16 protein-coding genes and 1 pseudogene are annotated in these 22,516 nt (G+C 60.8%); 5 read left to right on the top strand and 12 right to left on the bottom strand.

Features of this window, described 5'->3' with window-relative positions:
- Nucleotides 1-150: 150 nt before the first annotated feature.
- The 3 genes and pseudogenes from PYH37_RS03670 to PYH37_RS03660 all read right to left on the bottom strand — a co-directional run.
- A pseudogene (locus PYH37_RS03670) lies at nt 151-336 on the bottom strand (type II toxin-antitoxin system Phd/YefM family antitoxin); the annotation flags it as partial.
- A gap of 84 nt (nt 337-420) precedes the next feature.
- Nucleotides 421-1,023, bottom strand: coding sequence for an alpha/beta hydrolase (locus tag PYH37_RS03665; RefSeq protein ID WP_280732075.1), 603 nt, complete (start codon nt 1,021-1,023; stop codon nt 421-423).
- Nucleotides 1,024-1,144: 121 nt separating this feature from the next.
- Nucleotides 1,145-2,077, bottom strand: coding sequence for a VOC family protein (locus PYH37_RS03660; RefSeq protein ID WP_280732074.1), 933 nt, complete (start codon nt 2,075-2,077; stop codon nt 1,145-1,147).
- Nucleotides 2,078-2,373: 296 nt separating this feature from the next.
- Between PYH37_RS03660 and PYH37_RS03655 the strand changes: the two genes are divergently transcribed.
- Together PYH37_RS03655 and PYH37_RS03650 are read left to right on the top strand one after the other, a co-directional pair.
- Complete coding sequence (locus PYH37_RS03655) at nt 2,374-4,200, top strand: sensor histidine kinase (RefSeq protein ID WP_280732073.1); 1,827 nt, start codon at nt 2,374-2,376, stop codon at nt 4,198-4,200.
- Entirely contained in the window at nt 4,197-5,540 is a 1,344-nt protein-coding gene (locus PYH37_RS03650; RefSeq protein WP_280732072.1) for a sigma-54-dependent transcriptional regulator, read from the top strand. The genes PYH37_RS03655 and PYH37_RS03650 overlap by 4 nt, the downstream gene beginning before the upstream one ends.
- 167 nt (nt 5,541-5,707) lie before the next feature.
- Here the strand turns inward: PYH37_RS03650 and PYH37_RS03645 are convergent, their stop codons facing one another.
- The 4 genes from PYH37_RS03645 to PYH37_RS03630 are packed head-to-tail and all read right to left on the bottom strand — an operon-like array spanning nt 5,708 to nt 11,009.
- On the bottom strand, nt 5,708-7,309 hold the full coding sequence (locus tag PYH37_RS03645; protein ID WP_280732071.1) for an ABC transporter ATP-binding protein: 1,602 nt from the start codon (nt 7,307-7,309) through the stop codon (nt 5,708-5,710).
- A gap of 1 nt (nt 7,310) precedes the next feature.
- Entirely contained in the window at nt 7,311-8,441 is a 1,131-nt protein-coding gene (locus tag PYH37_RS03640; RefSeq protein WP_280732070.1) for an ABC transporter permease, read from the bottom strand.
- Nucleotides 8,434-9,357 carry an oligopeptide ABC transporter permease OppB gene (gene oppB, locus PYH37_RS03635; protein ID WP_280732069.1) on the bottom strand — a complete coding sequence of 308 codons (924 nt, stop codon included), beginning with the start codon at nt 9,355-9,357 and terminating at the stop codon, nt 8,434-8,436. The genes PYH37_RS03640 and oppB overlap by 8 nt, the downstream gene beginning before the upstream one ends.
- A gap of 53 nt (nt 9,358-9,410) precedes the next feature.
- Complete coding sequence (locus tag PYH37_RS03630) at nt 9,411-11,009, bottom strand: peptide ABC transporter substrate-binding protein (protein WP_280732068.1); 1,599 nt, start codon at nt 11,007-11,009, stop codon at nt 9,411-9,413.
- 756 nt (nt 11,010-11,765) lie between these two features.
- On the opposite strand from PYH37_RS03630, the gene fba reads away from it, so the two are divergent.
- A complete protein-coding gene (fba, locus tag PYH37_RS03625; RefSeq protein ID WP_280732067.1) occupies nt 11,766-12,812 on the top strand; it encodes a class II fructose-bisphosphate aldolase in 1,047 nt (348 codons plus the stop codon).
- 123 nt (nt 12,813-12,935) lie between these two features.
- Here the strand turns inward: fba and PYH37_RS03620 are convergent, their stop codons facing one another.
- From PYH37_RS03620 to PYH37_RS03600, 5 genes are all read right to left on the bottom strand, one after another.
- Complete coding sequence (locus PYH37_RS03620) at nt 12,936-14,729, bottom strand: ABC transporter ATP-binding protein (protein ID WP_280732516.1); 1,794 nt, start codon at nt 14,727-14,729, stop codon at nt 12,936-12,938.
- The gene (locus PYH37_RS03615; protein WP_280732066.1) at nt 14,729-15,775 is read right to left on the bottom strand and encodes a glycosyltransferase family 2 protein; all 1,047 of its coding nucleotides are present in this window, start codon (nt 15,773-15,775) and stop codon (nt 14,729-14,731) included. Before PYH37_RS03615 ends, PYH37_RS03620 begins: the two co-directional genes overlap by 1 nt.
- A 1-nt stretch (nt 15,776) precedes the next feature.
- A complete protein-coding gene (locus tag PYH37_RS03610; protein ID WP_280732065.1) occupies nt 15,777-16,880 on the bottom strand; it encodes a glycosyltransferase family 2 protein in 1,104 nt (367 codons plus the stop codon).
- A gap of 16 nt (nt 16,881-16,896) precedes the next feature.
- Nucleotides 16,897-18,021 carry an acyltransferase family protein gene (locus tag PYH37_RS03605; protein WP_280732064.1) on the bottom strand — a complete coding sequence of 375 codons (1,125 nt, stop codon included), beginning with the start codon at nt 18,019-18,021 and terminating at the stop codon, nt 16,897-16,899.
- A 390-nt stretch (nt 18,022-18,411) separates the two neighbouring features.
- Complete coding sequence (locus PYH37_RS03600) at nt 18,412-19,233, bottom strand: MerR family transcriptional regulator (RefSeq protein WP_280732063.1); 822 nt, start codon at nt 19,231-19,233, stop codon at nt 18,412-18,414.
- A 228-nt stretch (nt 19,234-19,461) separates the two neighbouring features.
- Between PYH37_RS03600 and PYH37_RS03595 the strand changes: the two genes are divergently transcribed.
- Together PYH37_RS03595 and PYH37_RS03590 are read left to right on the top strand one after the other, a co-directional pair.
- Nucleotides 19,462-20,730, top strand: coding sequence for a 4-aminobutyrate--2-oxoglutarate transaminase (locus tag PYH37_RS03595; protein WP_280732062.1), 1,269 nt, complete (start codon nt 19,462-19,464; stop codon nt 20,728-20,730).
- 124 nt (nt 20,731-20,854) lie between these two features.
- The gene (locus PYH37_RS03590; protein WP_280732061.1) at nt 20,855-22,330 is read left to right on the top strand and encodes an NAD-dependent succinate-semialdehyde dehydrogenase; all 1,476 of its coding nucleotides are present in this window, start codon (nt 20,855-20,857) and stop codon (nt 22,328-22,330) included.
- Nucleotides 22,331-22,516: the final 186 nt, after the last annotated feature.

Raw genomic sequence — 22,516 nt, 5'->3', positions numbered from 1 at the left:
TCCAGCAGACCGCGGCGAAGGAGCCGGGGATCGGCCTCGAACTCCGACCGCCCCAAGCCTCGCTTTATGGCTATTTCCCAAAGGCTTGCCGCGCTGAAAAGAGGGGACATTCTCCGGATTCTCAATGAGGCACGCGCCTCTGGCGGCAGGCGGCACGGCAATCTGGCCGGCCAGGAAGCCGACGCGACGTTGCTCACCGGCTGAAGGTTGCTCGACGGCGACCACCTTCACCATCGGTTTTCCCGCCTTGGCGATAATAAAGGACTCTCCCTTGGCCGCCTTCTCGACCAGCCGCGACAGATGCGTCTTAGCTTCGTGAATATTGATCGTCTGCACGCTTGGCCTCACGTGATTGGACTTAGTTCATTAAACTTAGTCTGCGTAAGCATCTTTGTTCAAGCACGGGGCGCTGACGTCGTGTCATGCCATTAAAAACCGCTCGATCGCGGCGATCTCGTTCTGGCGGATGTCATGGCCGCCGGAATGCCATTCGACTTCGACCGCTGCACTCTGCGCGGTGAAATAATCGGCGAGCGATTGCGTCAACGGTGCGGGGCAGATGGGGTCGCGCTCGCCGGCGGTGATCAGGATACGCCGGCCTGCGAGTCCGGGATTTTCCTTCGGCCGGAACGGGATTAGTGGATGCATCAACACTGTCTTGTCGAAGATGCCTTCATCGATCAGCACGTTCGCAAGGATGTTAGCGCCATTCGAATAGCCGAGGCCGATTATCTCCGAGGCCCCATGTTCGGCTGCGCGCGTTTTGACGAAGCTCGCCATCTTCTCCGTGGCACGCGTGAGATCCGCCATATCGTAGACGCCCTCGCCCGTTCGCCTGAAGAAACGCGCGGCCCCGTGTTCCGAGACGTCGCCGCGCGGCGAGACGATCGTTGCCTCCGGAATGAGCTCGGCACCGAAGCCGAAGAACTGGTTCTCGTCGCCGCCGGTCCCGTGAAGGACGAAGAGGATCGGATTGCCGGGCTTGCCGGCTTTCAATTTATGCACATAGCCATGATCAGCCATTTGAGTTCTCCCTTGTCACCGGCGTGCCGGCGGACGCTGTTACCGTTCGCTTTAAAACCGCACTGCCCCTCCTAAAACGCAGGCGAAGGAGGGGCGAGAGCCTTGCGCGAGATCCGAACGGTTACGTCTCGAGCTTCTGCAGATTACTTTCGAGGATCGGGCGTAGATGCCTGTGCTGCTGCGGCACTTTCAACGCTTCGCCGAGATGGGCGACATCCTCGTCGCGGTCAAAGCCGGGCTCGTTGGTGGCGATCTCGAAGAGCACGCCGCCTGGGGTCCGGAAATAGATCGCCCAGAAATAATCGCGATCGATCACGGGCGTAACGTGATAGCCGGTGTCCATCAGCGCCTTGCGCACTTCGAGCTGCTTTTCGCGATTGTCGACGGCAAAGGCGACGTGATGCACCGATCCTGCACCCTGTGCCGCGCGGCTGATGTTCGGTAGCGTTTCGAGGTCGACAAGACTCGCCCCGTTGCCGCCCGGCATGATGAGCCGCGTTACCCCATCCTTGCGGTCCAATTCCTCGAAACCCATGAATTTGAGCAGTTCCGCCGTGCCACCTTCGTCGCGCAGCCGCATGGCAACCGAGTGGAAGCCTCGGATTGCATGATCCTCGGAAACCCCGCCCTCGGTCCAGGGCTTGCGTGGATCGTCCTTGACTTCGACCAGGGCGAGGCCGTCGCCATCGGGCCCGGCAAAGTTCAACCGTTTCTCGCCGAAGACTTCTGTCTCCTTGAGACCGCCAACGGCGAGCCTGACCAATCGATTCTGCCAGAAGCCGAGCGAACCTTCGGGAACGGAAAAGACGGTCGTCCCCACCTCGCCCGTCCCGGCGCGGCCGCGCGGCATTTGCGGAAAGGGAAAATAGGTCATCACCGTGCCCGGAGTGCCGATTTCGTCTCCGTAATAGAGATGGTAGACGTCCGGCGAGTCGAAGTTCACAGTCTTTTTGACCCGGCGCAAGCCGAGCATATTGGTGAAGAAATGGTTGTTGGTGTGGGCGTCATCCGCCATGGACGTCACGTGATGCAGGCCTTTGATCTGGTCGAGCATTTCTGCGCTTCCTTTCTGCCCGCCTCGATGCGGGCTCGCTCATGGCGAATAGATGCGCCGTCGAGGCCGGTTGCGAAAGAGCGAGGCGGAATAACGCATTGTCAACGTGCCGTTGACACATTTGGGCTGCCGTTGAACAAAGCAGTGGATGACTTGCCACCGGCCGACCGCCCCTCTACCATCCGCGGTGCGGATGACATGCCGGGGCGCCATGCGTCTTCTTCAGATGCACAAGGCGGCCGTAACACTGGAATCGTGCGGTCGGAAACGCGAGGGAGGAGGAGCCAGGGCATTCCGTGAAATATCGTTTCGTGCTAGCGCTCTGTTTGCTGCCCATCTTCGCGACCGTGCTTGCCGTTCAGGGAAATGCTGTTGCCACTCGCAGTTACATGCAGGAAGCCTCCGCGGCGGCAGCGACGGCGCTCAGACTCGCGGTCGCCGCTCTCAGCGGCCATCTTAATCGTTATCAGGCGCTCCCCGCTCTGATTGCCGATCATGATGATATCAAGGAACTTGCGACGCGGCCGCGCGATCGGCGGCTGCGCGAAGCCGTGAACAATTACCTCAAGGAGATCAACGGGCTCCTCAAGTCCTCCGACATTTATGTGATCGCCCCGGACGGCGAAACGATTGCTGCCAGCAACTATGGCGGCCCGGCAAGTTTCGTCGGTCAGAATTTCAGTTACCGGCCCTATTTCCAGGAAGCCCTGAGGGGCGAGCAGTCGCGCTTCTATGCCGTCGGCACGACCTCGCTCAAGCGAGGTTACTACTTCGGCTCACCAATCCGCATCGGCGACGAGATCCGTGGCGTCATCGTCTTCAAGGTCGACATCGAAACGATCGAGGCCTCCTGGCGCGGCGGCGAATACAAAATCTTCGTCTCCGATCCGGAAGGCATCATTTTCATGACCGGCAGCCCTGAATGGCTCTACGCCGGTATTCTGCCGCTGACTCCAGAGCGGCTCGCCCGCACCGAGGCGTCGCGACGTTATGCCGATGCCATTCTGCGTCCGCTGCCGATTATCCGGGACGGCCCACCTGATCCCCGATTGCTGACGATCTCGACCGGCAGCGGTGACCGGGAATACCTCGTCGTCTCGCAATATATGCCGGAGGCCGACTGGACGGTGAATGTGCTCTTGGATACGGCGTCCGTCAAAACTCAAGCTCTGACCGTCGTCGCTGCGGCGCTGCTCCTATGCGGTCTAGCCGGTCTCGCGGCTGCCATTCTTATTCAGCGCCGTGCGCGGCTACGAGAGCGCATGCAGATGCAGGCGCAAGCCCAGGAGGAACTTGAACGCCGCGTCGAGGAGCGCACTGCCGATCTCGCCCGCGTCAATGCGCAGATCGAGGCGGAGATCGCCGAGCGGCGGCTTACTGAACAGCAATTGCGCCAGACGCAGGCGGAGCTCATCCAGGCAGGTAAGCTCGCCGGCCTCGGTCAGATGTCGGCGGCGCTCTCGCATGAATTCAACCAGCCGCTCGCAGCCGCGAAAACCTATGCCGACAGCGCGGCCGTCTTGATCGAGCGCGGTCGGACGAGCGAGGCGAGTGACAATGTCAGACGGATTTCCGGCCTGATCGACCGCATGGCGTCGATCAGCCGGCACCTGCGCAATTTCGCCCGCAAGCCCAATGAGAAACTCGGCCCTGTTCGCCTCAACGAAGTCATCCACGATACGATGGAGATCGCGGCCCCACGCTTGAAAGCAGCCGACGCCGCGTTAAACATCGACCTCGGCCGCGAGCCGCTCGTCGTCCAGGCGGGGTCGGTGCGGCTGCAGCAGGTCCTGGTCAACGTCATCTCCAACGCTGCCGACGCGGTCGAAGGCCTCGATCATCGGGCGATCTCGATCCGTGCTTGGCGCGACGGCGACAAAGCCGTGCTAACGATACGTGACCGCGGGCCGGGCGTAGCGCCCGCTATTTCTGAACGCATCTTCGATCCCTTCTACACGACCAAGGGCGTCGGTAGGGGGCTCGGCCTCGGCCTTTCCATTTCCTACAATATCATCAAGGATTTCGGCGGCAGCCTCACGGTATCGAACCATCCTGAAGGAGGAGCGGTGTTTCGCATTGAACTTATCGCCATTGATCGGGCCGAAAGAGAGGCTGCCGAATGAGCGAAAGCCGCGTCCTGCTTGTCGACGATGAAGAAGAACTACGCCATTCGAGTGCGCAGGCGCTCGAGCTCGCCGGCTTTCGTGTCGAGACGTTCTCCAGTGCCGAACGTGCGTTGGAACTCATCGGCTTCAGCTTTTCCGGAGTCGTCATCAGCGATATCCGCATGCCCGGCATGGACGGGTTGACTTTCCTGCAGCGCATTCGCGACATCGATACGGAGGTCCCGGTAATCCTCGTGACTGGTCATGGCGATGTCCAACTCGCAGTTCGCGCAATGCGCGAGGGCGCCTATGATTTCGTTGAAAAGCCGTTCACGGCGCCGATGCTCGCCGGCACCATTCGTCGCGCGCTCGAGTGGCGCAGCCTCGTGCTTGAAAATCGCCGACTACGGGCGGTCGCGGGAAAGCGTGACGACATCGAACAGCGTCTGCCCGGGCGAAGCCCGGTCATGGTCGATCTGCGCTACAGGTTGCGTGCAATCGGCGCATCGGATGCCGACACGCTGATCATCGGCGAAACGGGTGTCGGCAAGGAAGTGGTTGCGCGCGCGCTTCACGACCTCAGCAGCCGCGCCAACAATCCCTTCATCGCCATCAATTGTGCAGCGCTGCCGCAGAACCTGATCGAGAGCGAGCTCTTCGGCCATGAGGCCGGCGCGTTTCCAGGTGCGCTGCGACCGCGTTACGGCAAATTCGAACATGGACGCGGCGGAACGATCCTGCTTGACGAGATCGGCTCCATGCCCGTCGATCTCCAGGCGAAGTTTCTCCGCGTGCTGCAGGAACGCGTGATCACACGGCTCGGCTCCAATGAAATCGTGCCGCTCGATGTTCGCTTCATTGCCACCAGCAAAGTCGAGCTGGAAAGCGAGGTCGCTGTCGGCCGCTTTCGCGCCGATCTTCTCTATCGGCTGAATGTCGCCACGCTCCGTGTGCCGCCGCTTGCCGAGCGCCGCTCCGACATCCCGCTGCTATTCATGCAACTCGTTCGCGAATCCGCCGCACGCTACGGCCGCGACGATATTGAAATCTCGCCGTCGCTGGCGTCCGAGATCGCCGAACGGGACTGGCCGGGGAACGTGCGCGAGTTGCGCAACGCGGCAGAGCGGCTGGTCCTCGGGCTTGAAACAGATCGTGCGGACGGCGCTTCGCACGTGAACGATTCTCGTCTCGCCGACAAGGTCTCCGCCTTCGAAAGAAATGTCATTGCCAGCGCGCTTGCGGCCCACGGCGGCGCATTGAAACCCGTTTATGAATCGCTCGGCATCTCCCGCAAGACGCTCTATGAAAAGATGCAGAAGTTCGGCCTCGACAAGAAGGCCCTGACGGACGAGCCTTAGAGGGCGCTTTCGACGCGAAAAAGCGGGAGCAGCCGCCGTGATTGCATCTCACTCCAGCCCTCTCCCCGCCTGCGGGGAGAAGATGGCCGGCAGGCCAGATGACGAGCGGCCACCGAAAGGCCGCTGCACCCGTTTATAGCGTCTTTCCGATCGATGCCGCATAGGCGTCAGACGTTGAAGGCAGCGCCGATCAACGTCTTCGTGTACGGCTCCTTCGGCGCCTCGAAGATCGCGTCCGTCTGCCCCTCTTCGACGATGCGGCCGTTCTTCATCACGATTACGTAGTCCGACATTGCCTTGACGACCGAAAGGTCGTGGCTGATGAAGATGTAGGAGAGGCCGTGTTTGCTTTGCAGGTCCCGCAGGAGCTCGATCACCTGCCCCTGTACCGAACGGTCGAGCGCCGAAGTCGGCTCGTCGAGTATCACCACCTTCGGCTTCAGGATCACTGCGCGGGCGATGGCGATGCGCTGCCGTTGACCGCCAGAAAACTCGTGCGGATAGCGGTTGCGCGAGGCCGGATCGAGCCCGACCTCTTTCAGTGCTGCAATCGCGCGCCGATCCCGCTCGGCGCGGCTGAGGTCTGGCTCGTGCACATAAAGGCCCTCGGTGATGATCTCGCCCACCGTCAGGCGCGGAGAAAGGGAACCGTAAGGATCCTGAAACACCAGTTGGAGTTCGCGGCGCAGCGGCCGCATTGCACCGCGGTCGAAGCCGGAGATATCCGTCGCTCCGAAACGATAATATCCGCTGCTCGGTAAAAGTCTGAGCAGAGCCCGCCCCAAGGTCGATTTTCCGGAGCCGGACTCACCGACGATGCCAATCGTCTGTCCTCGTTTCAGGCGCAGATTGACGCCGTCGACCGCCCGGAACACCGAGGAGGAGCCGCGGAAAAAACCGCCCCCAATGGCGTAATCCACCGCGACGTCGCGGCCCTCCAGGATGATGGGAGCATTGTCCGGCGGCGCTTGCTTGCGGCCGCTCGGCTCTGCGGCAAGCAGCATTTTCGTGTAGTCGGCCTTCGGCCGCTCGAAAATGTCCGCCGTAGTGCCCTCCTCCACCACTTCACCGCGGCGCATCACGGCGACGCGTTCGGCAAAATGCTTGACGATGCCGAGGTCGTGCGTGATCAATACGATCGCCATGCCGAAGCGCTTCTGCAGCGATTTCAGGAGATCCAGGATCTGCGCCTGGATGGTCACGTCCAGCGCCGTCGTCGGCTCGTCGGCAATCAGTATGTCCGGCTCGTTGGCCAGCGCCATGGCGATCATCACGCGCTGGCGCTGGCCGCCCGAGAGCTCGTGCGGGTAGTTGTCGATGCGGCGGGCCGGTTCGGGAATGCCGACGAGTTCCAGAAGCTCGAGCACGCGCTTGCGCGCTGTCTTGAATGTTCCGCCGCGGTGATGGACGATCGGCTCGGCAATCTGCCGCCCGATCGTGTAGAGCGGATCGAGCGAGGTCATCGGCTCCTGGAAAATCATCGTGATCTTCGAGCCGCGCACACCGTTCAGCGCCTTTGGCGGAAGGCCGACCAGTTCCTGGCCGCGATAGCGGGCCGAACCGGTGACCGTCCCGTTTGTTGCCAGCAACCCCATGATGCCCATCATGGTCTGGCTTTTGCCGGAGCCGGATTCGCCGACGACCGCGAGCGTCTCGCCGGAGCGAACGTCTAGATTGATGCTTTTGACGGCCTCGACCGTGCCGTCGGGAGTCGAAAAGTCCACCTTGAGACCGCGTACGGCCAGAATGGTTTCCTTCGTCTCTGTCATATCAGCGGTCCTTCGGGTCGAGCGCATCGCGCAGGCCGTCGCCGACAAAGTTCAGCGAGAACAGCGTAACGACGAAGAAGATGGCCGGGAAAATGAGAAGCCATGGCGCCGATTGCATGTTGTTCGCCCCTTCCGAAATCAGCGCACCCCAGCTCGTCAGCGGCGCTTGCACGCCGAGACCGAGGAACGACAGGAAGCTTTCGAGCAGAATGACTTTCGGCACGACGACGGTGACGAAGACGATTACCGGCCCGATCGTATTCGGGATGATGTGCCGGCGGATAATCTGCCAATCGGTGAGCCCGAGCGCCTGTGCCGCGCCGACGAACTCGCGCCGTTTCAAGGCCAGCGTCTGACCACGTACGATACGCGCCATGTCCAGCCATTCGACCGCGCCGATGACCAGGAAGATCAGTATGAAGCTGCGACCGAAGAAGACGACGAGCACGACGACCAGGAAGACGAAGGGCAACGAATAGAGTATCTCGACAAAGCGCATCATGACATTGTCGATGCGCCCGCCGATATAACCGGAGGTCGCTCCGTAGACGACTCCGATGCCGAGCGAAACGAGGCTAGCGAGCAGGCCGACGGCGATCGAAATCTGCCCGCCCAGCATGACGCGCACGAGCAGGTCCCGGCCATTCGAGTCGGTGCCAAACGGGAAATACTCCCGGTCCACCTGGCCTTCTACCTTCAGCGTACGGCCATCATCCTCGGTCGCAACAACCTTGGTGCCCTCGAACTCATTGGCCCGATCGAAGTAACGTGTGGCGCGCGGATCGATCGGCTGGTCCGATGTGACGGTGGCAGTGAAAGATTCGCCTTCGACGGCGAATTCCCTCAGCGTGACGCGGGCGCGGGTCGCGACACCCTCCATCACCTCCTGAAGGGTTGAGGTATCCGGTCTTGGCTCGAGGCTCGGGCCGATCGACACATAGGACGGGAACACCTGATCATAGGTGTGCGGCGAGAACAACGGCCCAAGAAACGAGAAGAGCGCGATGAAGAGCAGCATGACGCAGCCGGCCATGGCGGCGCGATTGCGACGGAAGCGGATTGCCGCGAGCTGAAAGAGGCTGCGGCCCTTGGTTTCCGGCGCTGACACCGGTGCCTGAACGATATCAGTCATGGCGGACCCTCGGGTCGAGCAGGCCGTAGAGAATATCGACCACAAGATTGAAGACGATGACGAAAATGGCGACGAGGATCACGGTACCCATGACCAGCGTGTAGTCGCGATTGATTGCGCCCAGAACGAAGTAACGGCCGACGCCGGGAATGGTGAAGATCGTTTCCACCACGGCCGAGCCGGTGAGAAGCGCCGCGGCGCAAGGTGCGAGATAGGAAACGACCGGCAACATGGCGGCACGCATCGCGTGGGTCACGACGACGACGCGGGACGGCAGGCCATAGGCCTTTGCAGTCCGGATATGGTCGGTATGCAGCGCCTCGATCATCGAACCGCGGGTAAGGCGCGCGAAGACGGCCAGCTGTGGCAGCGCGAGCGCGATCATCGGCAGAATGAGAAAGCGGAATGATCCGTCCCCCCAGCCGCCGGCCGGCAGCCACGACAGCAGGATGGCAAAGACGAGCGTCAGAACCGGCCCCACGACGAAATTTGGAACCGTGACGCCGACAGTAGAGATCGACATGACGGCGAAGTCGAGAATGCTGTTTTGCCTGAGCGCGGCGATGGTGCCGGCCATGACACCGCCAATCACTGCCAGCAGCAGGGCGTAGAAGCCGAGCTCCATCGAATAGGGCAAGCCCTTGCCGATCAGCTGGGCAACATTGTTGTCGTGATAGATGTAACTCGGACCGAAGTCTCCCGTCACCGCATTGCTGAGGTAGTGAACGAATTGGCGCCAGAGCGGCTGGTCGAGCTGGTAGGTCCTCATCAGGTTCTCCATCGTTTGCGGAGGGAGAGGACGCTCGAGATTGAAAGGCCCACCGGGGGCAAACCGCATCAGAAAGAAGGATATGGTGACGACGATGAACAGGGTCGGCACCGCGCTCGCCAATCGGCGAAGGATGAAGGGAATCATGGATTTGCTCCGGAAGCGACGCGCGGTGGGCTGCCGCGCGTCGCTTCAGTTCGTTATTCGGCGACGCTCAGGAACCTGCTCAGATGCGCGTTCGGCGAATTGTCCTGCCAGCCTTTCACGCGATCGGAGACGAGCCAGAGGTCGGCCTGAGTCAAGAGCGGCGCGATCGGCTGTTCCTTCATCAGGAGGGCTTCTGCCTCGTGCAGGATCTTCGAGCGTGCGGCTGGATCCTGCTCCTCATAGGACTTCTTCATCAGCGCGTCGAATTCCGCGTTGTTGAAATGTCCATAGTTGAAGGTCTTGTTGGTGCTGAGGCTGAGCGCCAGAAAGTTTTCGGCGTCAGCATAGTCGGCGACCCAGCCGGCGCGTGCGACGTTGAACTTACCGCCTTCCTGGAGGTAGGCGTAATGCGACGACACATCGAGGTTCACGAGCGAGACCTTGGCGCCGAAGGTGTTCTTCCACATATCGGCGACTGCGGTTGCGACGCGCTCGTGGTTCGGATTGGTGTTGTAGCGCAGCTCGATGTTGAGCGGCTTGCCGCCCTCCCCGTAACCAGCTTCCTTCATCAGGGCCACCGCCTGATCTTCGCGATCAAGCTGCGACATGTTTGCGAAATCGGCCTTGGACGGCTCACCATAGCTCTCGATGCCCGGAGGCACCATCGAATAGGAGGGGAGCTGCGAGCCGCTGTAGATTTCCTTGGCGAGGAAGTCGCGGTCGACCGCCATCGACAGGGCCCGGCGAACGCGAACGTCGCTATAGGGCTCCTGCCGCGTGTCGAAAGCGTAGTAATAGGTCGCCAACGTCGGCGACACATGGACTTGATCGCCATAGGACTTGCGCAGCCGCTCGATCTGGTCGGCCGAGAAGTTGTAGACGAGGTCCATTTCCTTCGCCTCGAAGCGACGGACTGAAGCGGCCTGATCGTCGATCGGATAGAAGATCACTTTGTCGAGCTTGACGTTGGCGGCGTCCCAGTAGTTCGTGTTTTTCTCAACGGTCAGGCTGTCGTTCGGCACGTGCGCCGTGAGCCTGAAAGCGCCGTTCGAAACCATGACGCCCGGCTTGACGAAGTCGGCACCGTTCTTTTCGACGCTCGCCTTGCTGACCGGGAGGGCGGTCTGATGGGAGAGCAGTTCCAGGAAGAAGGGCGTCGGGCGCTCGAGCGTGATTTCGAGCGTCTTTTCGTCGACGGCCTTTACGCCGAGCTGGTCGACCGGTACTTCGCCCTTGTTGACCTTCTCGGCATTCTTGATCGGGAAGAGAATGTTGGCGTATTCGGCCGCCGTCTTCGGATCTTCCACACGACGGAACGAGAAGGCGAAATCCTCGGCCGTCACCGGCGAGCCATCCGACCACTTGGCGTCGGCGCGCAGCTTGAAGGTATAGACTATACCGTCATCCGAAAGCTCCCAGGTTTCGGCAACGCCCGGCACGACCTTGCCGGCGGCATCGTAGATCGTCAGGCCTTCGTATAGGTCCTTGAGGATGAACTCTTCGATGTTGATGGATGTGTGGGCCTGGTCGAGCGTCTGCGGCTCGCCGGCATTGCCGCGGTGGAGCACCGCTTCGGCGAGCGCCGGGCTTGCGCCGATGAGCAGCGAGCCTATGAGCGCGGCGGCGCTGAGGTTGAATTTCAGTGAAGCCATTTTTCTTCTCCTTCCCCTCTTTTTGGGTGTGTGATCGCAGGAGAGAAGTGCAAATTCTCACCAAAGGCAAGGCGATTCCTGCGGAAAATTGCATCCTCCTTTATAAAACGGAATCTCCATGATCGCACTGGTTGTATTGCATTTGCGAGCAATTCCATCGCTTTTGCGACGTGGCGCATAACAGGATTATGCGCCCGGAAACGCCGACTGCAACGTTTTAGATGAGGTGAACAAGTCGCGGCCGACACCGCCGCTGCAGCGAAAATTCCCACTGTCATGCAAACTTCATGAATTGAAACGGCACTTTACGTAATATGCGAAAAAATTTCGCTCGCGTTTCGCAATCTTTTTGCAATTCGCCTATTTGCGCGCGGTCGACAAAGTTCCTCCAGCAAGCAAGACTCAGGGCGGCGAAATGGCGGGCGGACAACGAAAACCTCGGCTCGTCACCATGCCGTGAGCAGCCTGCCAGCACTACCAGAGAGCGAAAGTAGCGATTTCTGACAGTGGGATTTCTCATCCACAGCAAAATCCTCTGATGCACGTCAATCAATGTCCGGCTCAGTTGTCGCCGCGGTTGCCAAAAGACCTGCATGAATTATTGTGCGCGCTAACTTGGCCCGGGACGCCGGTTCGAAGGAGCCGGAATGAGCTCTTCAGCGGTCCGGTTGATGGGGCCAAACTCGCTACGGGCAGAAACCGTGTCCACTCATTTACCGGCGCCTGGAGTGAGGCGCAGCATCAGGGAGATTTCGAATGGCATTGATCACATTGCGGCAGCTGCTCGACCACGCAGCGGAAAACAATTACGCGCTGCCAGCCTTCAATGTGAACAATCTTGAATACATTCAGGCGGTCATGCGCGCCGCGGATGCGGCGGATTCCCCGGTGATCCTGCAGGCGAGCCGCGGGGCGCGCGCCTATGCGGGCGACGCCTTCCTGCGGCATCTTATCTTGGGAGCGGCGGAAGAATACCCCCATATTCCGGTCTGTCTTCATCTCGACCATGGCGACCAGCCGTCGACTTGCATTTCAGCCATCACAAACGGTTTCACTTCGGTGATGATGGACGGCTCCTTAATGGCCGACGGCAAGACGATCGCCACCTATGACTACAATGTCGCAGTGACGGCCGAAGTCGTGAAGATCGCGCATGCGGCCGGCGTTTCGGTCGAAGGCGAGCTCGGCTGCCTCGGCAACCTGGAAACGGGAGCCGGCGAAAAGGAAGACGGTCACGGATTCGAAGGAAAGCTGTCGCGCGAAGAGTTGCTGACGGACCCCGAGCAAGCCTTCGACTTCGTCTCGAAGACGGGCGTCGATGCGCTTGCGGTGGCCATCGGCACGAGCCACGGCGCCTACAAGTTCACACGCGAGCCGGATGGGGAAATCCTCTCGATCGAGACGATCGCCAAGATCAACAAGCGGCTGCCGAACACGCATCTCGTCATGCACGGATCGTCCTCCGTGCCAGCCGATCTCCAGGAACTCTTCAACGCCTATGGCGGCAAGATGAAGAAGACCTGGGGCGTGCCGGTCTCGGAAATACAGAAGGCCATTCCGCTTGGAGTGCGCAAGGTCAACATCGACACCGATCTCCGGCTCGCCTTCACCGGCGAAATCCGCAAGCACCATCTCGAGCATCCGGACAACTTCGATCCCCGCAACTATCTGAAGCCGGCCATCGCCCGGATGACCGAGGTCTGCAAGGAGCGTTTCGAGGCATTCCGCTCCGCCGGTCAGGCGTCAAAGATCAGGACGCTCAGGCTGCCGGAAATGGCCAAACGTTACGCAAAGGCCGCCTGAGGCGGTTTCCAGGCGTGCCACAGCTACTAACATCGTGAGACGAAGCCTCAAAACTCGCTAGCGGTAACATCGGTATTCAACGCCGCGCGCCTGAGAAGACGCGGCGTTTTCCGGCATGTTTCGTTAGATCTGGCGCTCCGCCACCGTTTCATGCTCGTAGAGCTGGTCCATGCTCAGCGAGGCCACCTCGGCAAGCGGGGCCTGGCTCTTCACTCGTCCGCTACCGAGAACCACGACGTCGTCGCAGAACGAAATCGTACTTCTGTGATGGCTGATCACGATCGTCGTCCGACGGCCGGCTCGCATTCTGAGCGTTTCGATGATCGCCGATTCCGAGAGGCCGTCGACGGCATTGGTCGCTTCGTCAAGGATCAAGATTTCCGGATCGCGCACCAAGGCTCTGGCGAGCGCAATCCGCTGGCGTTGGCCCGCAGACAGGCTAGCCCCTCTATAACCCACGACCGTTTGGTAGCCTTGGGACAGCTTTTCAACGAAACTATGCGCCTCGGCCAGTTTCGCCGCGCGCTCAACTTCAGCGATCGTGGCGGTTTGGCCGTAGGTGATGTTCTCAACAATGGTGCCGTCCACGAGTTCCAGGTCCTGACTGGCGACGGCGATCTGGCGACGCCATTGAGCGGGATCGATCTGATCGAGCGGTACGCCATCGATGAGGATGCGTCCTTCATCCGGCTCCACAAATCGGCAGAGGAGATTTACGATCGTGGTCTTCCCAGCGCCTGACCGGCCTATGAGCGCCGTCGAACAGCCGCTGCGGATTTCGAAGCTCGCCGAGCGCAACACCACGGCGCGGGAGCCGGAACCAGGATATTTAAATGTCACGCGGTCGAATTCGATGCGCTGTCTTAATCCATCGACCGGCTCGCTGCCGGCCGGCGGCTTCGGCTTGTCCGACGAATCCAGCAGCCATCTCACCTCTTCGAGCGACCCGCTCCAGCCCTGGAGCTGGCTCCAGGACATTTGCAAGGCGCGCATGTGCGGCTGCAGCCGGTAGAGCAGCACCACGAAAGCCACGATCACCGGAAAGCTCACTCCAATGAACCAGGCGCTCACGACGACCGCCAGGAACAGGGCGGAGTGAAGCACCTCCGTGAGTGGCGGCAGTACACCCTGGCGGGTTTGCAGCACGAAGCCGGCCCGCCGGACAGAATCCGATGCGGCATCGAATGCCGCCTTTTCGCGCCCCTCCTGGCCAAACACACGGATCAGCCGCCCTGCATGCACGAGATGAAGCATCCTGGCGGCAAGCTCGCTGTTGAAGGAGGTCACGCTGCGGCTCGGGCCTTTGAGAGTGGCCGATAGCGCGGCATGCGCCACTTGGACGAGGATAAGCCCGAGGGCAACGAAGAGCGTCATCTGCCAGGACAGGAGCAGCAGGAATGCGAGCAGGATCACGGCGGCCGACGCATTCACGATCGCCGCAAGGACGGTCTGTATGGCATCCGAGGCCCGCCATGACTCATTTGAGATGATGTTGAGCAGCCGGCCGGGATTCTGTTGCATGAAGAACGGGTAGCCGATCCTCAGGAGCTGATCGGAGAGCGCACTTCGGACGGAGTGGCTCGCCTTTCCGTAGATGAAGGTTGTGAGCACCGTATTCGCAAAGGCGAGCACGTTTTTCAGAGTGATCAGAACCAGCACGGCGGCCGTGATCGCCAGCAATCTTTCGCCGTCGTCCAGCCCGGACCCCACCTGCTGGAAGATGGCAGATATCCCGCCCAATCCGCCGGCATCCCCGTTTCCGGCAATAATGCCGAGCATCGGAATGATGAGGCCGATGCCGGCGCCTTCGAGCGCCGCACTCGCGAGCCCCAGAACCACGACAGCCGGTATAAGGCGCAATTGCCTGCCCAGCGCTTCGCGCAAGAGCTGCAAGCCGGATCTCGAGAACTGCACCATCATTGACCTCGCTCCAGCCCTGGCTTTGTCTCTCCGGCCGGACGCAGTTCCGTTGGCGCCGCGCGGTCGCTCATGGCGAGACGCGCAAATATTGCGGCTCCCAGCAGATTCATCGACACGATCGGCCAATGGGACAGTTGTAGTTCGGGGTCGAACCTGGCACCGCCGAAGGTTTCCCCGCAGGCCGATCTTGTCGTCCAGCAGAAGTGCTTGAGCAGCCACGGAGCTTTGAAGAAATGCTTCAGGCACAGTGCCCCATTGCCCAGGCTGTAACTTCGATGGAGTTTTTCGATGGCGGCGCGGGCCTTTCGGCCGTGATGATGAAAGACCGTCATGTCGGGCACGTATTCGACTGGAATACCGAGCTGAAAGGCGCGCACGAGGTAATCAGTATCCTCGGCCGATTGCAGCGGCGCGCCGGCACCGAAACGCTCGTCGAAGCGGCCGACAAGCGCGGCGACCTCGCGGTGCATCGTCATGTTGCAGCCGAGCACGAAGCCGCCCGGATGGACCTCGGTGGTCAGTCGTGCCCGCAGCCGGGACCGCTTGATCGTGAACGGCAGGTCGTCGGGATTGCCGAGCTCAACGCGGCCGCCGCGGATGACGCGTTTTTCGCCAGTAGAGTAATGCTGCTCCAGATCCCGAAGGTAATTGCCATCGACCTCGCAATCGTCATCGATGAAGACGAAGACCAGACCGCGCGCCCGCTCCATTCCGGTATTGCGCGCAGTGGCAAGGCCGGGACGCGGCTCGGTGACAACCGTGATGGTCATCTTCGACGCCGCGGCTAAGCGGCGCAGTTCCCCCGGCGTGCCATCCGTGGAGCCGTTGTCGACCACCACGAGCTGGCTTGTAATGGTGGGGTGGCTGCAACACGCCGCCTCGATCGATCGGATGCAAGCCGGGAGTGCTTGAACGCGGTCGCGCGTGCAGACGATAAAGCTTGCGAAAGGCCGCGATCGATCCGAAGCAGAGCACATGCCCGCACGCGGCGCCGCCAACTCATCGAAACGCTCGCGCGCTATTTCAGGATGTTGAAGCGCCATCTCAGGCCGGGCCATGTTGAGGAAGGATGGTCGCGGCCGGCACGGACCGCAGGTATCGCGTGAGCGAATCCGCCCTCTTGGCGGCTGCGAGCGAAAGGCGACTGCACCAGGGTGCATGGACGCCGGCGAGCAGCCCGTATCGCTCGCGGCGGCGGATAAGGCCCCACTTGCCTGTCCGGGTCAGGAATGCGTGCGCCAATTCCGGCCGTTCCTCGTCGAGGATGAGCTGGAAGAGAAAATAGAAGAAACACAAGGCGCCATCCTGGTAGGCTCCTAGCGTCTCCATCGGCTGAGCCGAGATCTTGTCGTCGAGCGCCAGGATGAAGTCAGCAAGGTTTCGGACCGTGCCCTCTGTTATCGTGACGCCGATTTCACGCAGAGCGCTGGTGTCGTCGAAAAGTCCTTCCCGCTCAAGGTTTTCCGCGACGATCTTCAGATGCGTTCGACGCATTTGTCGCTGGTGTTTGCTTGTGACGCTGTCGCCATGAATCCGGTAGGCGACCAGTGCGTCGTCGATCATCATTGCCGGGAAGCGCTCAGCGGTCCGCCTGAAGAGGTCGAAATCTTCCGCATGCACATAGCCGGCATCGTAATGGAGCATGTCCTCCGGGATCACTTTTCGGTTGTAGACCACGGTCGAGTGCATGAAGATCGTGAAGAACATCGACAGAATGCGCAGACTACCCGACCGGTAGATCGGATTGGGTGCACCGCGAACGATGCGGTCGCCTATCAATGTGTCGATGCCCGTGCCGCAAAGGGCGAGCTCGGGCTGCTCCTCGAACAACGACACTTGCCGCGAAAAACGTGACGCGTACGACACGTCATCGGCGTCCATCCGCGCGACCAGATCACCCCTGGCCAGAACCAGCCCCTCGTTCAGGGTCGCAATGAGGCCGCGGTTCTCCCGTGAAAGGATGGAGATCCGGCGATCGACCTTGCGATAGCGCTCGAGAATCTCCAACGAACGATCCGTCGATCCATCGTCGATGGCGATGACTTCCAAACGTTCATAGGTCTGGCGCAGGATGCTTTCGAGCGCCGTCGCGACGTACGGTTCGGCGTTGTAGACGGGCAGCAGGACGGAGACCAATGGCGGGGGCATGGTTCAGCTCGCGTGTTTATTGATAATCCGAAGTCGGCAGGACTTTGCCGCAATCGACTGGGACGGCGGCGCTTCCGCGACTTCCAGGACGCACGTAGGGAAAGTGGCGTTTCAGCTCGTTGAGCGGCTTTTCGAAGGTGAGCCAGGAGATCGAAGCGATCAGCAGCGTCGCGGCGCCTGCGACGAGCACCCGCCCTGCACCCTGCTCCGAGACATTGACGGGAAGCCACGGTTGAGCCTTGACGACCAATGCGAGAACAATTGCGTGGTAAAGATAGACGCCGTAGCTGATGCGTCCGAGCGCCGTGAAGGCCGGAAGCTCGGCCATCCGACCGACATAGCCGTCCATTCCCTTTGAACAACAGCCGACCAGCATAGCAAGCGGCACGAGGGGAAGGGCCTCCAGTGCAATCCAGGCCAGCCACTCCAGCGCTGGCGTCGATGATACGGGCCTCATCCACAACAGGATAAACGAGGCACCCAGCAGCGGCATCCAACTCAGCCTTGTCCACCGCGGCCAAGCCGCGCTCTCCAATCGGTAGGCGGCCAGCAGAGCGCCGGCAGCGAGGGCGTCCATTGACGCCGGGGGAAGCAGATCGCGAGCAAGTGACGGCACACCGGTGAGTGGCCAATAGAATCGGTAGGCCAACGAGCAGGCGATGACGCCGACGCAAATGCCAATGATTGAGCGCCGCGGCGCGATCAGGACGATCAGCGGCCAGATGAGATAGAATTGCTCTTCTATGCTCAAGCTCCAGGTATGGCAGAGTATCCACGGCGTCCACTCGTTCTGAACCGCGTACCAGAAGTTCGAAAGGTAAAGCGCATGCCATGCCAGGACTTCGTTGGAGCTTTCCAGATTGGTCAGCCATACGAAGCTCAAGACGGCAAAGTAAGGTGGAAAGATGCGTAGCGCCCGGCGCGCGTAGAAGGATTTCAGCGCCGTCGCCGGCTCGAACCGAAGGTCGTCCCGCGCTTCGAGTAGCAATCGGGTAATCAGGAAGCCGCTCAGCACGAAGAACAGGCGCACGCCGATATGGCCCCAATAGGAGCCGTCGGCCGCAAAAAAATGCGCATAAAGCACCATCGTGACAGCTACGGCTCTTAAGCCGTCCAACTGCCGGTCGCGCACAATCCGCATGAACATCCCCCTCCGAGTTCAAACCTTTTGCGGGATACTCTCCTGGTGGCGTCAGCTCCCTAAGCAGGTATGATTTTTGCCGCCGATTTCGCTGATCGCTCTTTGGCAAGAGCCGTGAATTTAGGCAGGTGAAAGAATGGTTAAAGGCGGCATAGGCGACTGTAGGAGCGAATAGGGCCAAACTTTGACAATGCTGGCTCAAGGAAAGCGCACGGTGTTTTTAAGCAATCAATAATGTGTCCCGCCAGCAATACCGAACGAAGATCCGAGTTAGCCTCGAATTGAGCCGCGGTGGCGCGTCGTTAGTTGCATAAATCTTGGCAATACATCCGGAACGCCGCAAACCAACGGAAACACTTTAGGTGTCCGCGTAAGTGGCGGGCCGAGCAACTAAAAGGTCGGCGGCGTGTTGATCCACAGCAGAACGGTTTCACCGTCGTGGCGATTTGACCAGGCATGGCGGCGGCGGCTCTCGAAATAGAGCGAGTCGCCTGGATGAAGATCGTAGAACTGATCGGAGTCCAGTATGAACTCGACGCGACCGGCGAGGACATAGACGAACTCCTCGCCGTCGTGCCGGTAAGCCCCGTCGCTCGATGCACCGGGCGCCAGAACGAAGCGATGGCAGTCCATCTGATTCTTGCCTTCGGCGAGCAATTGGACCGTCACGCCCGGCGTCGTGCGGGGCCAATTCCGCCACTCCCCCGCTCGCACGAGCGCCCGCACGTCGCGCTCTTCTTCGCCAGAAAGGCTCGAAACCGTCGTTCCGAAATATTCGGCAAGATTGTGGAGAACTGCGACCGAGACCCCCTGAGAGGTGCGCTCCAAAGTCGAAAGCATGGAGGCGGCAATGCCGACATCGCTTGCCACCTGCTCCAGCGTCTTGCCTGTAGCATGCCTCAGGCTGCGCAATTTTCGCCCGACCTGCAGATCGACATTGCTTTCCGAGGTCGCGGGACCGGTCTCGTCATTGGCGCCCTCTGCCTCCAACGCCTCGCGAATGGCGGCCGGGTTCAGGCCGCGCTCGGCACGAAACCAGGAAATGCGCTTCAGCCGCGCGAGATCCTTTTCCGTATATTGCCGGTGTCCCGTGGCCGAACGCTCCGGCACCACGAGCCCTTGCGTTTCCCATAGCCGCAGGGTCGACGCCGATACGCCAGCGAGCCTTGCCGCCTCGGCAACTTTATAGCGCACGTTGCCGGACCCGCTCATCGCTCCATTTCCTCGTTCTGGCATCGGGCACCAAGCGATTCCAAGCCGTTACTGTTGCCGGAAATCTATCCGCCTGCATCATGGGATTACAAGAACCGCTCATCAGTCGCGGTGTTGTCTCGATCACCAAATTTGATTTGAAATCCATGTTAAAAGGTGTACCACTTCCGGAGAAAAATTGCAGAAAAAATGCAATATATTGCTACCCTCGTAAACGGGACAACGACGATGACCAGCCTGACCGATCGGAAGAATGCCGCCATTTCCCGCGGCGTTGGAATGACCACGCAAATCTATGCCGACCGCGCGGAAAACGCCGAGATCTGGGACAAGGAGGGCAACCGCTATATCGATTTCGCCTCAGGGATCGCCGTCGTCAACACCGGACATCGCCACCCGAAGGTCGTTGCCGCCGTCAAGGCGCAGCTCGACCGCTTCACCCATACCTGCCACCAGGTGGTGCCCTATGAGAGTTACGTGCATCTGGCGGAACGGCTGAATACCTTGGCCCCTGGTAAATTCGCCAAGAAGACGATCTTTGTCACGACCGGCGCCGAGGCCGTCGAGAACGCCGTCAAGATCGCCCGCGCAGCGACTGGACGCCAGGCGATCATCGCCTTCGGCGGTGGCTTTCATGGCCGCACCTTCATGGGCATGGCGCTGACCGGCAAGGTCGTGCCCTACAAGATCGGCTTCGGTGCAATGCCGGCCGATGTCTTCCACGCCCCCTTCCCGATCGAACTTCACGGCGTCAGCGTCGAACAGTCGTTGGCGGCATTGAAGAAGCTTTTCGCAGCCGACGTCGATCCGGGCCGTGTCGCGGCGATCATTATCGAGCCGGTCCAGGGCGAAGGTGGCTTCTATCCTGCACCAACGGCCTTCATGAAGGCGCTTCGGGAAATCTGCGACCAGCACAGCTTTCTGCTGATTGCAGACGAGGTCCAGACCGGCTTCGCCCGCACCGGAAAATTGTTCGCAATGGAGCATCACGACGTGGCCCCGGACCTGATGACCATGGCGAAGAGCCTCGCCGGCGGCTTCCCGCTCGCCGCAGTCACCGGCCGCGCCGAGATCATGGACGCGCCCGCGCCGGGCGGCCTTGGCGGCACCTATGGCGGCAACCCGCTCGGCATTGCAGCCGCTCATGCCGTTCTCGACGTGATCGCCGAGGAGAAGCTCTGCGAACGAGCGGACCAGCTCGGAAATCGCCTGAAGCAGCGCCTCGCCGCTATTCGCGAAAAGGCCCCTGAGATTATCGACATCCGTGGACCCGGCTTCATGAATGCGGTCGAATTCAATGACGTGACGACCAATCTTCCGAGCGCCGATTTCGCCAACAAGGTCCGCCTCATTGCTCTCGAAAAGGGGCTCATCCTCTTGACTTGCGGCGTACACGGCAACGTGATCCGCTTCCTGGCACCCATCACGGTCCAGGACGATGTCTTCGCGGAGGCGCTCGATATTTTGGAAGCCTCGATCCTCGAAGCGCGCGGTTGACGTTGAGCCGGACGACCGCTATCGCGGTCATCCGGTCAGCTGTTTCGGCTCGGGGCGCCGAACCGACGCGCCCGCAAGAAAAAACAAAGCGAGGCTTGCGCCGCCGGCCTCGCCGGAGGACGCCATGGCCTTGACATCCGCACTCACCAAACACCTTCGCGCAGCGAACCTGTTCGCAGCGCTCGATCATGTGACGCATCCCTCTGAGAGGTGGACCGGCGCGACCTTCGACGTCGTCAATCCTTCGACCGGCGAATTGCTTGCGACGCTTCCCGACATGGGGATCGATGACGCACACGCTGCGATCGAGGCTGCCGCCGCGGCTCAGAGCCTCTGGGCGGCAAAGCCGGCGAAGAACCGTAGCGCGATCCTTCGCCGCTGGCACGACCTGATCGTAGAGCAAGTCGATGATCTCGCCGCGATTCTGACGGCCGAAATGGGTAAGCCTTTGGGTGAGGCCAAGGGCGAAGTGCTTCACGCTGCGTCCTATATTGAGTGGTACGCGGAGGAAGCCAAGCGCGTCTACGGCGAGACTTTCCCGGCGCCCGCCAATGACCGCCGCATGCTCGTCATCAAGCAACCCGTCGGCGTCGTCGGCACCATCACGCCCTGGAACTTCCCGGCATCGATGGTTGCTCGCAAGATTTCACCGGCGCTTGCCGCCGGCTGCGCGGTCGTCCTCAAGCCGGCGGAGCAGACGCCGCTCGTGGCCGGCGCGATGTTCGTGCTCGCTGAAAAGGCAGGCTTTCCAAGAGGTGTTCTCAATCTCCTCTATGCGGCCGAAGGCGCCCCGATCGGCCGCGAACTCTGCAGCAATCCCAAGGTCCGCAAGATCAGTTTCACCGGCTCGACCGAGGTCGGACGGCTGCTCATGCGGCAATGTTCCGATCAGATCAAGAAGGTCAGCCTCGAACTTGGCGGCAACGCGCCCTTCATCGTCTTTGACGATGCCGATATTGATGAAGCAGTCGAGGGCGCAGTTCAGGCCAAGTTTCGCAATGCCGGCCAGACCTGCGTTTCAGCGAACCGCATCTATGTTCAATCTGCGGTGCACGACGCCTTCGCCGAGAAATTCGTCGCGCGGGTGGGTGAACTCACGGTCGGCGACGGCTTTTCCCCCGGAGTCACGATTGGCCCGATAATTGATGTGCACGCGATCGACAAGATCGAGGCGCATGTGGCCGACGCGCTCTCAAAAGGCGCGGAACTTCGCCGCGGCGGCAAGCGGATCGGGACGAACGGCACCTTTTTCGAACCGACCGTCCTGACTGGCATTTCGCACGACATGCGGGTCGCTCAGGAAGAGACCTTCGGGCCGATCGCACCGATCATCCGCTTCGAAAGCACAGAGCAGGTGGTGGCCGAGGCGAACGATACGATCTACGGTCTTGCCGCCTATTTCTACGCCGAGAACTTGAAGCGTGTTTGGCATGTGGCCGAGGCGCTGGAATACGGCATGGTCGGCATCAATACCGGCCGCATGTCGTCCGAGGCCGCTCCCTTCGGCGGCATCAAACAGTCCGGCATCGGCCGCGAAGGCTCCCGCCATGGTCTCGAGGACTATCTGGAGATGAAATATCTCTGCATGGGCAACATCTGATCGCGCTCATCCACCCTGCCGCCATTCCGTGAGGATCGTCATATGGGCACCGGCGTTTTTCAGCCCTGATGCCAGACTGCTGACGGGCACTTGAAATTCGGCGCGCGGCTTGCCAATTGGGGCGAAAACCGGAGCAGGATGTGGCCTTCCGGCGGTCACGCTCCAGTCTGTCAGCTTGGTAGAGTT

Source organism: Sinorhizobium numidicum (assembly GCF_029892045.1).
In the GTDB taxonomy this organism is placed as follows: Bacteria; Pseudomonadota; Alphaproteobacteria; order Rhizobiales; family Rhizobiaceae; genus Sinorhizobium; species Sinorhizobium numidicum.
Note: the sequence above shows the minus strand (reverse complement) of the source record. Positions and strands in the feature narration are given on the sequence as shown.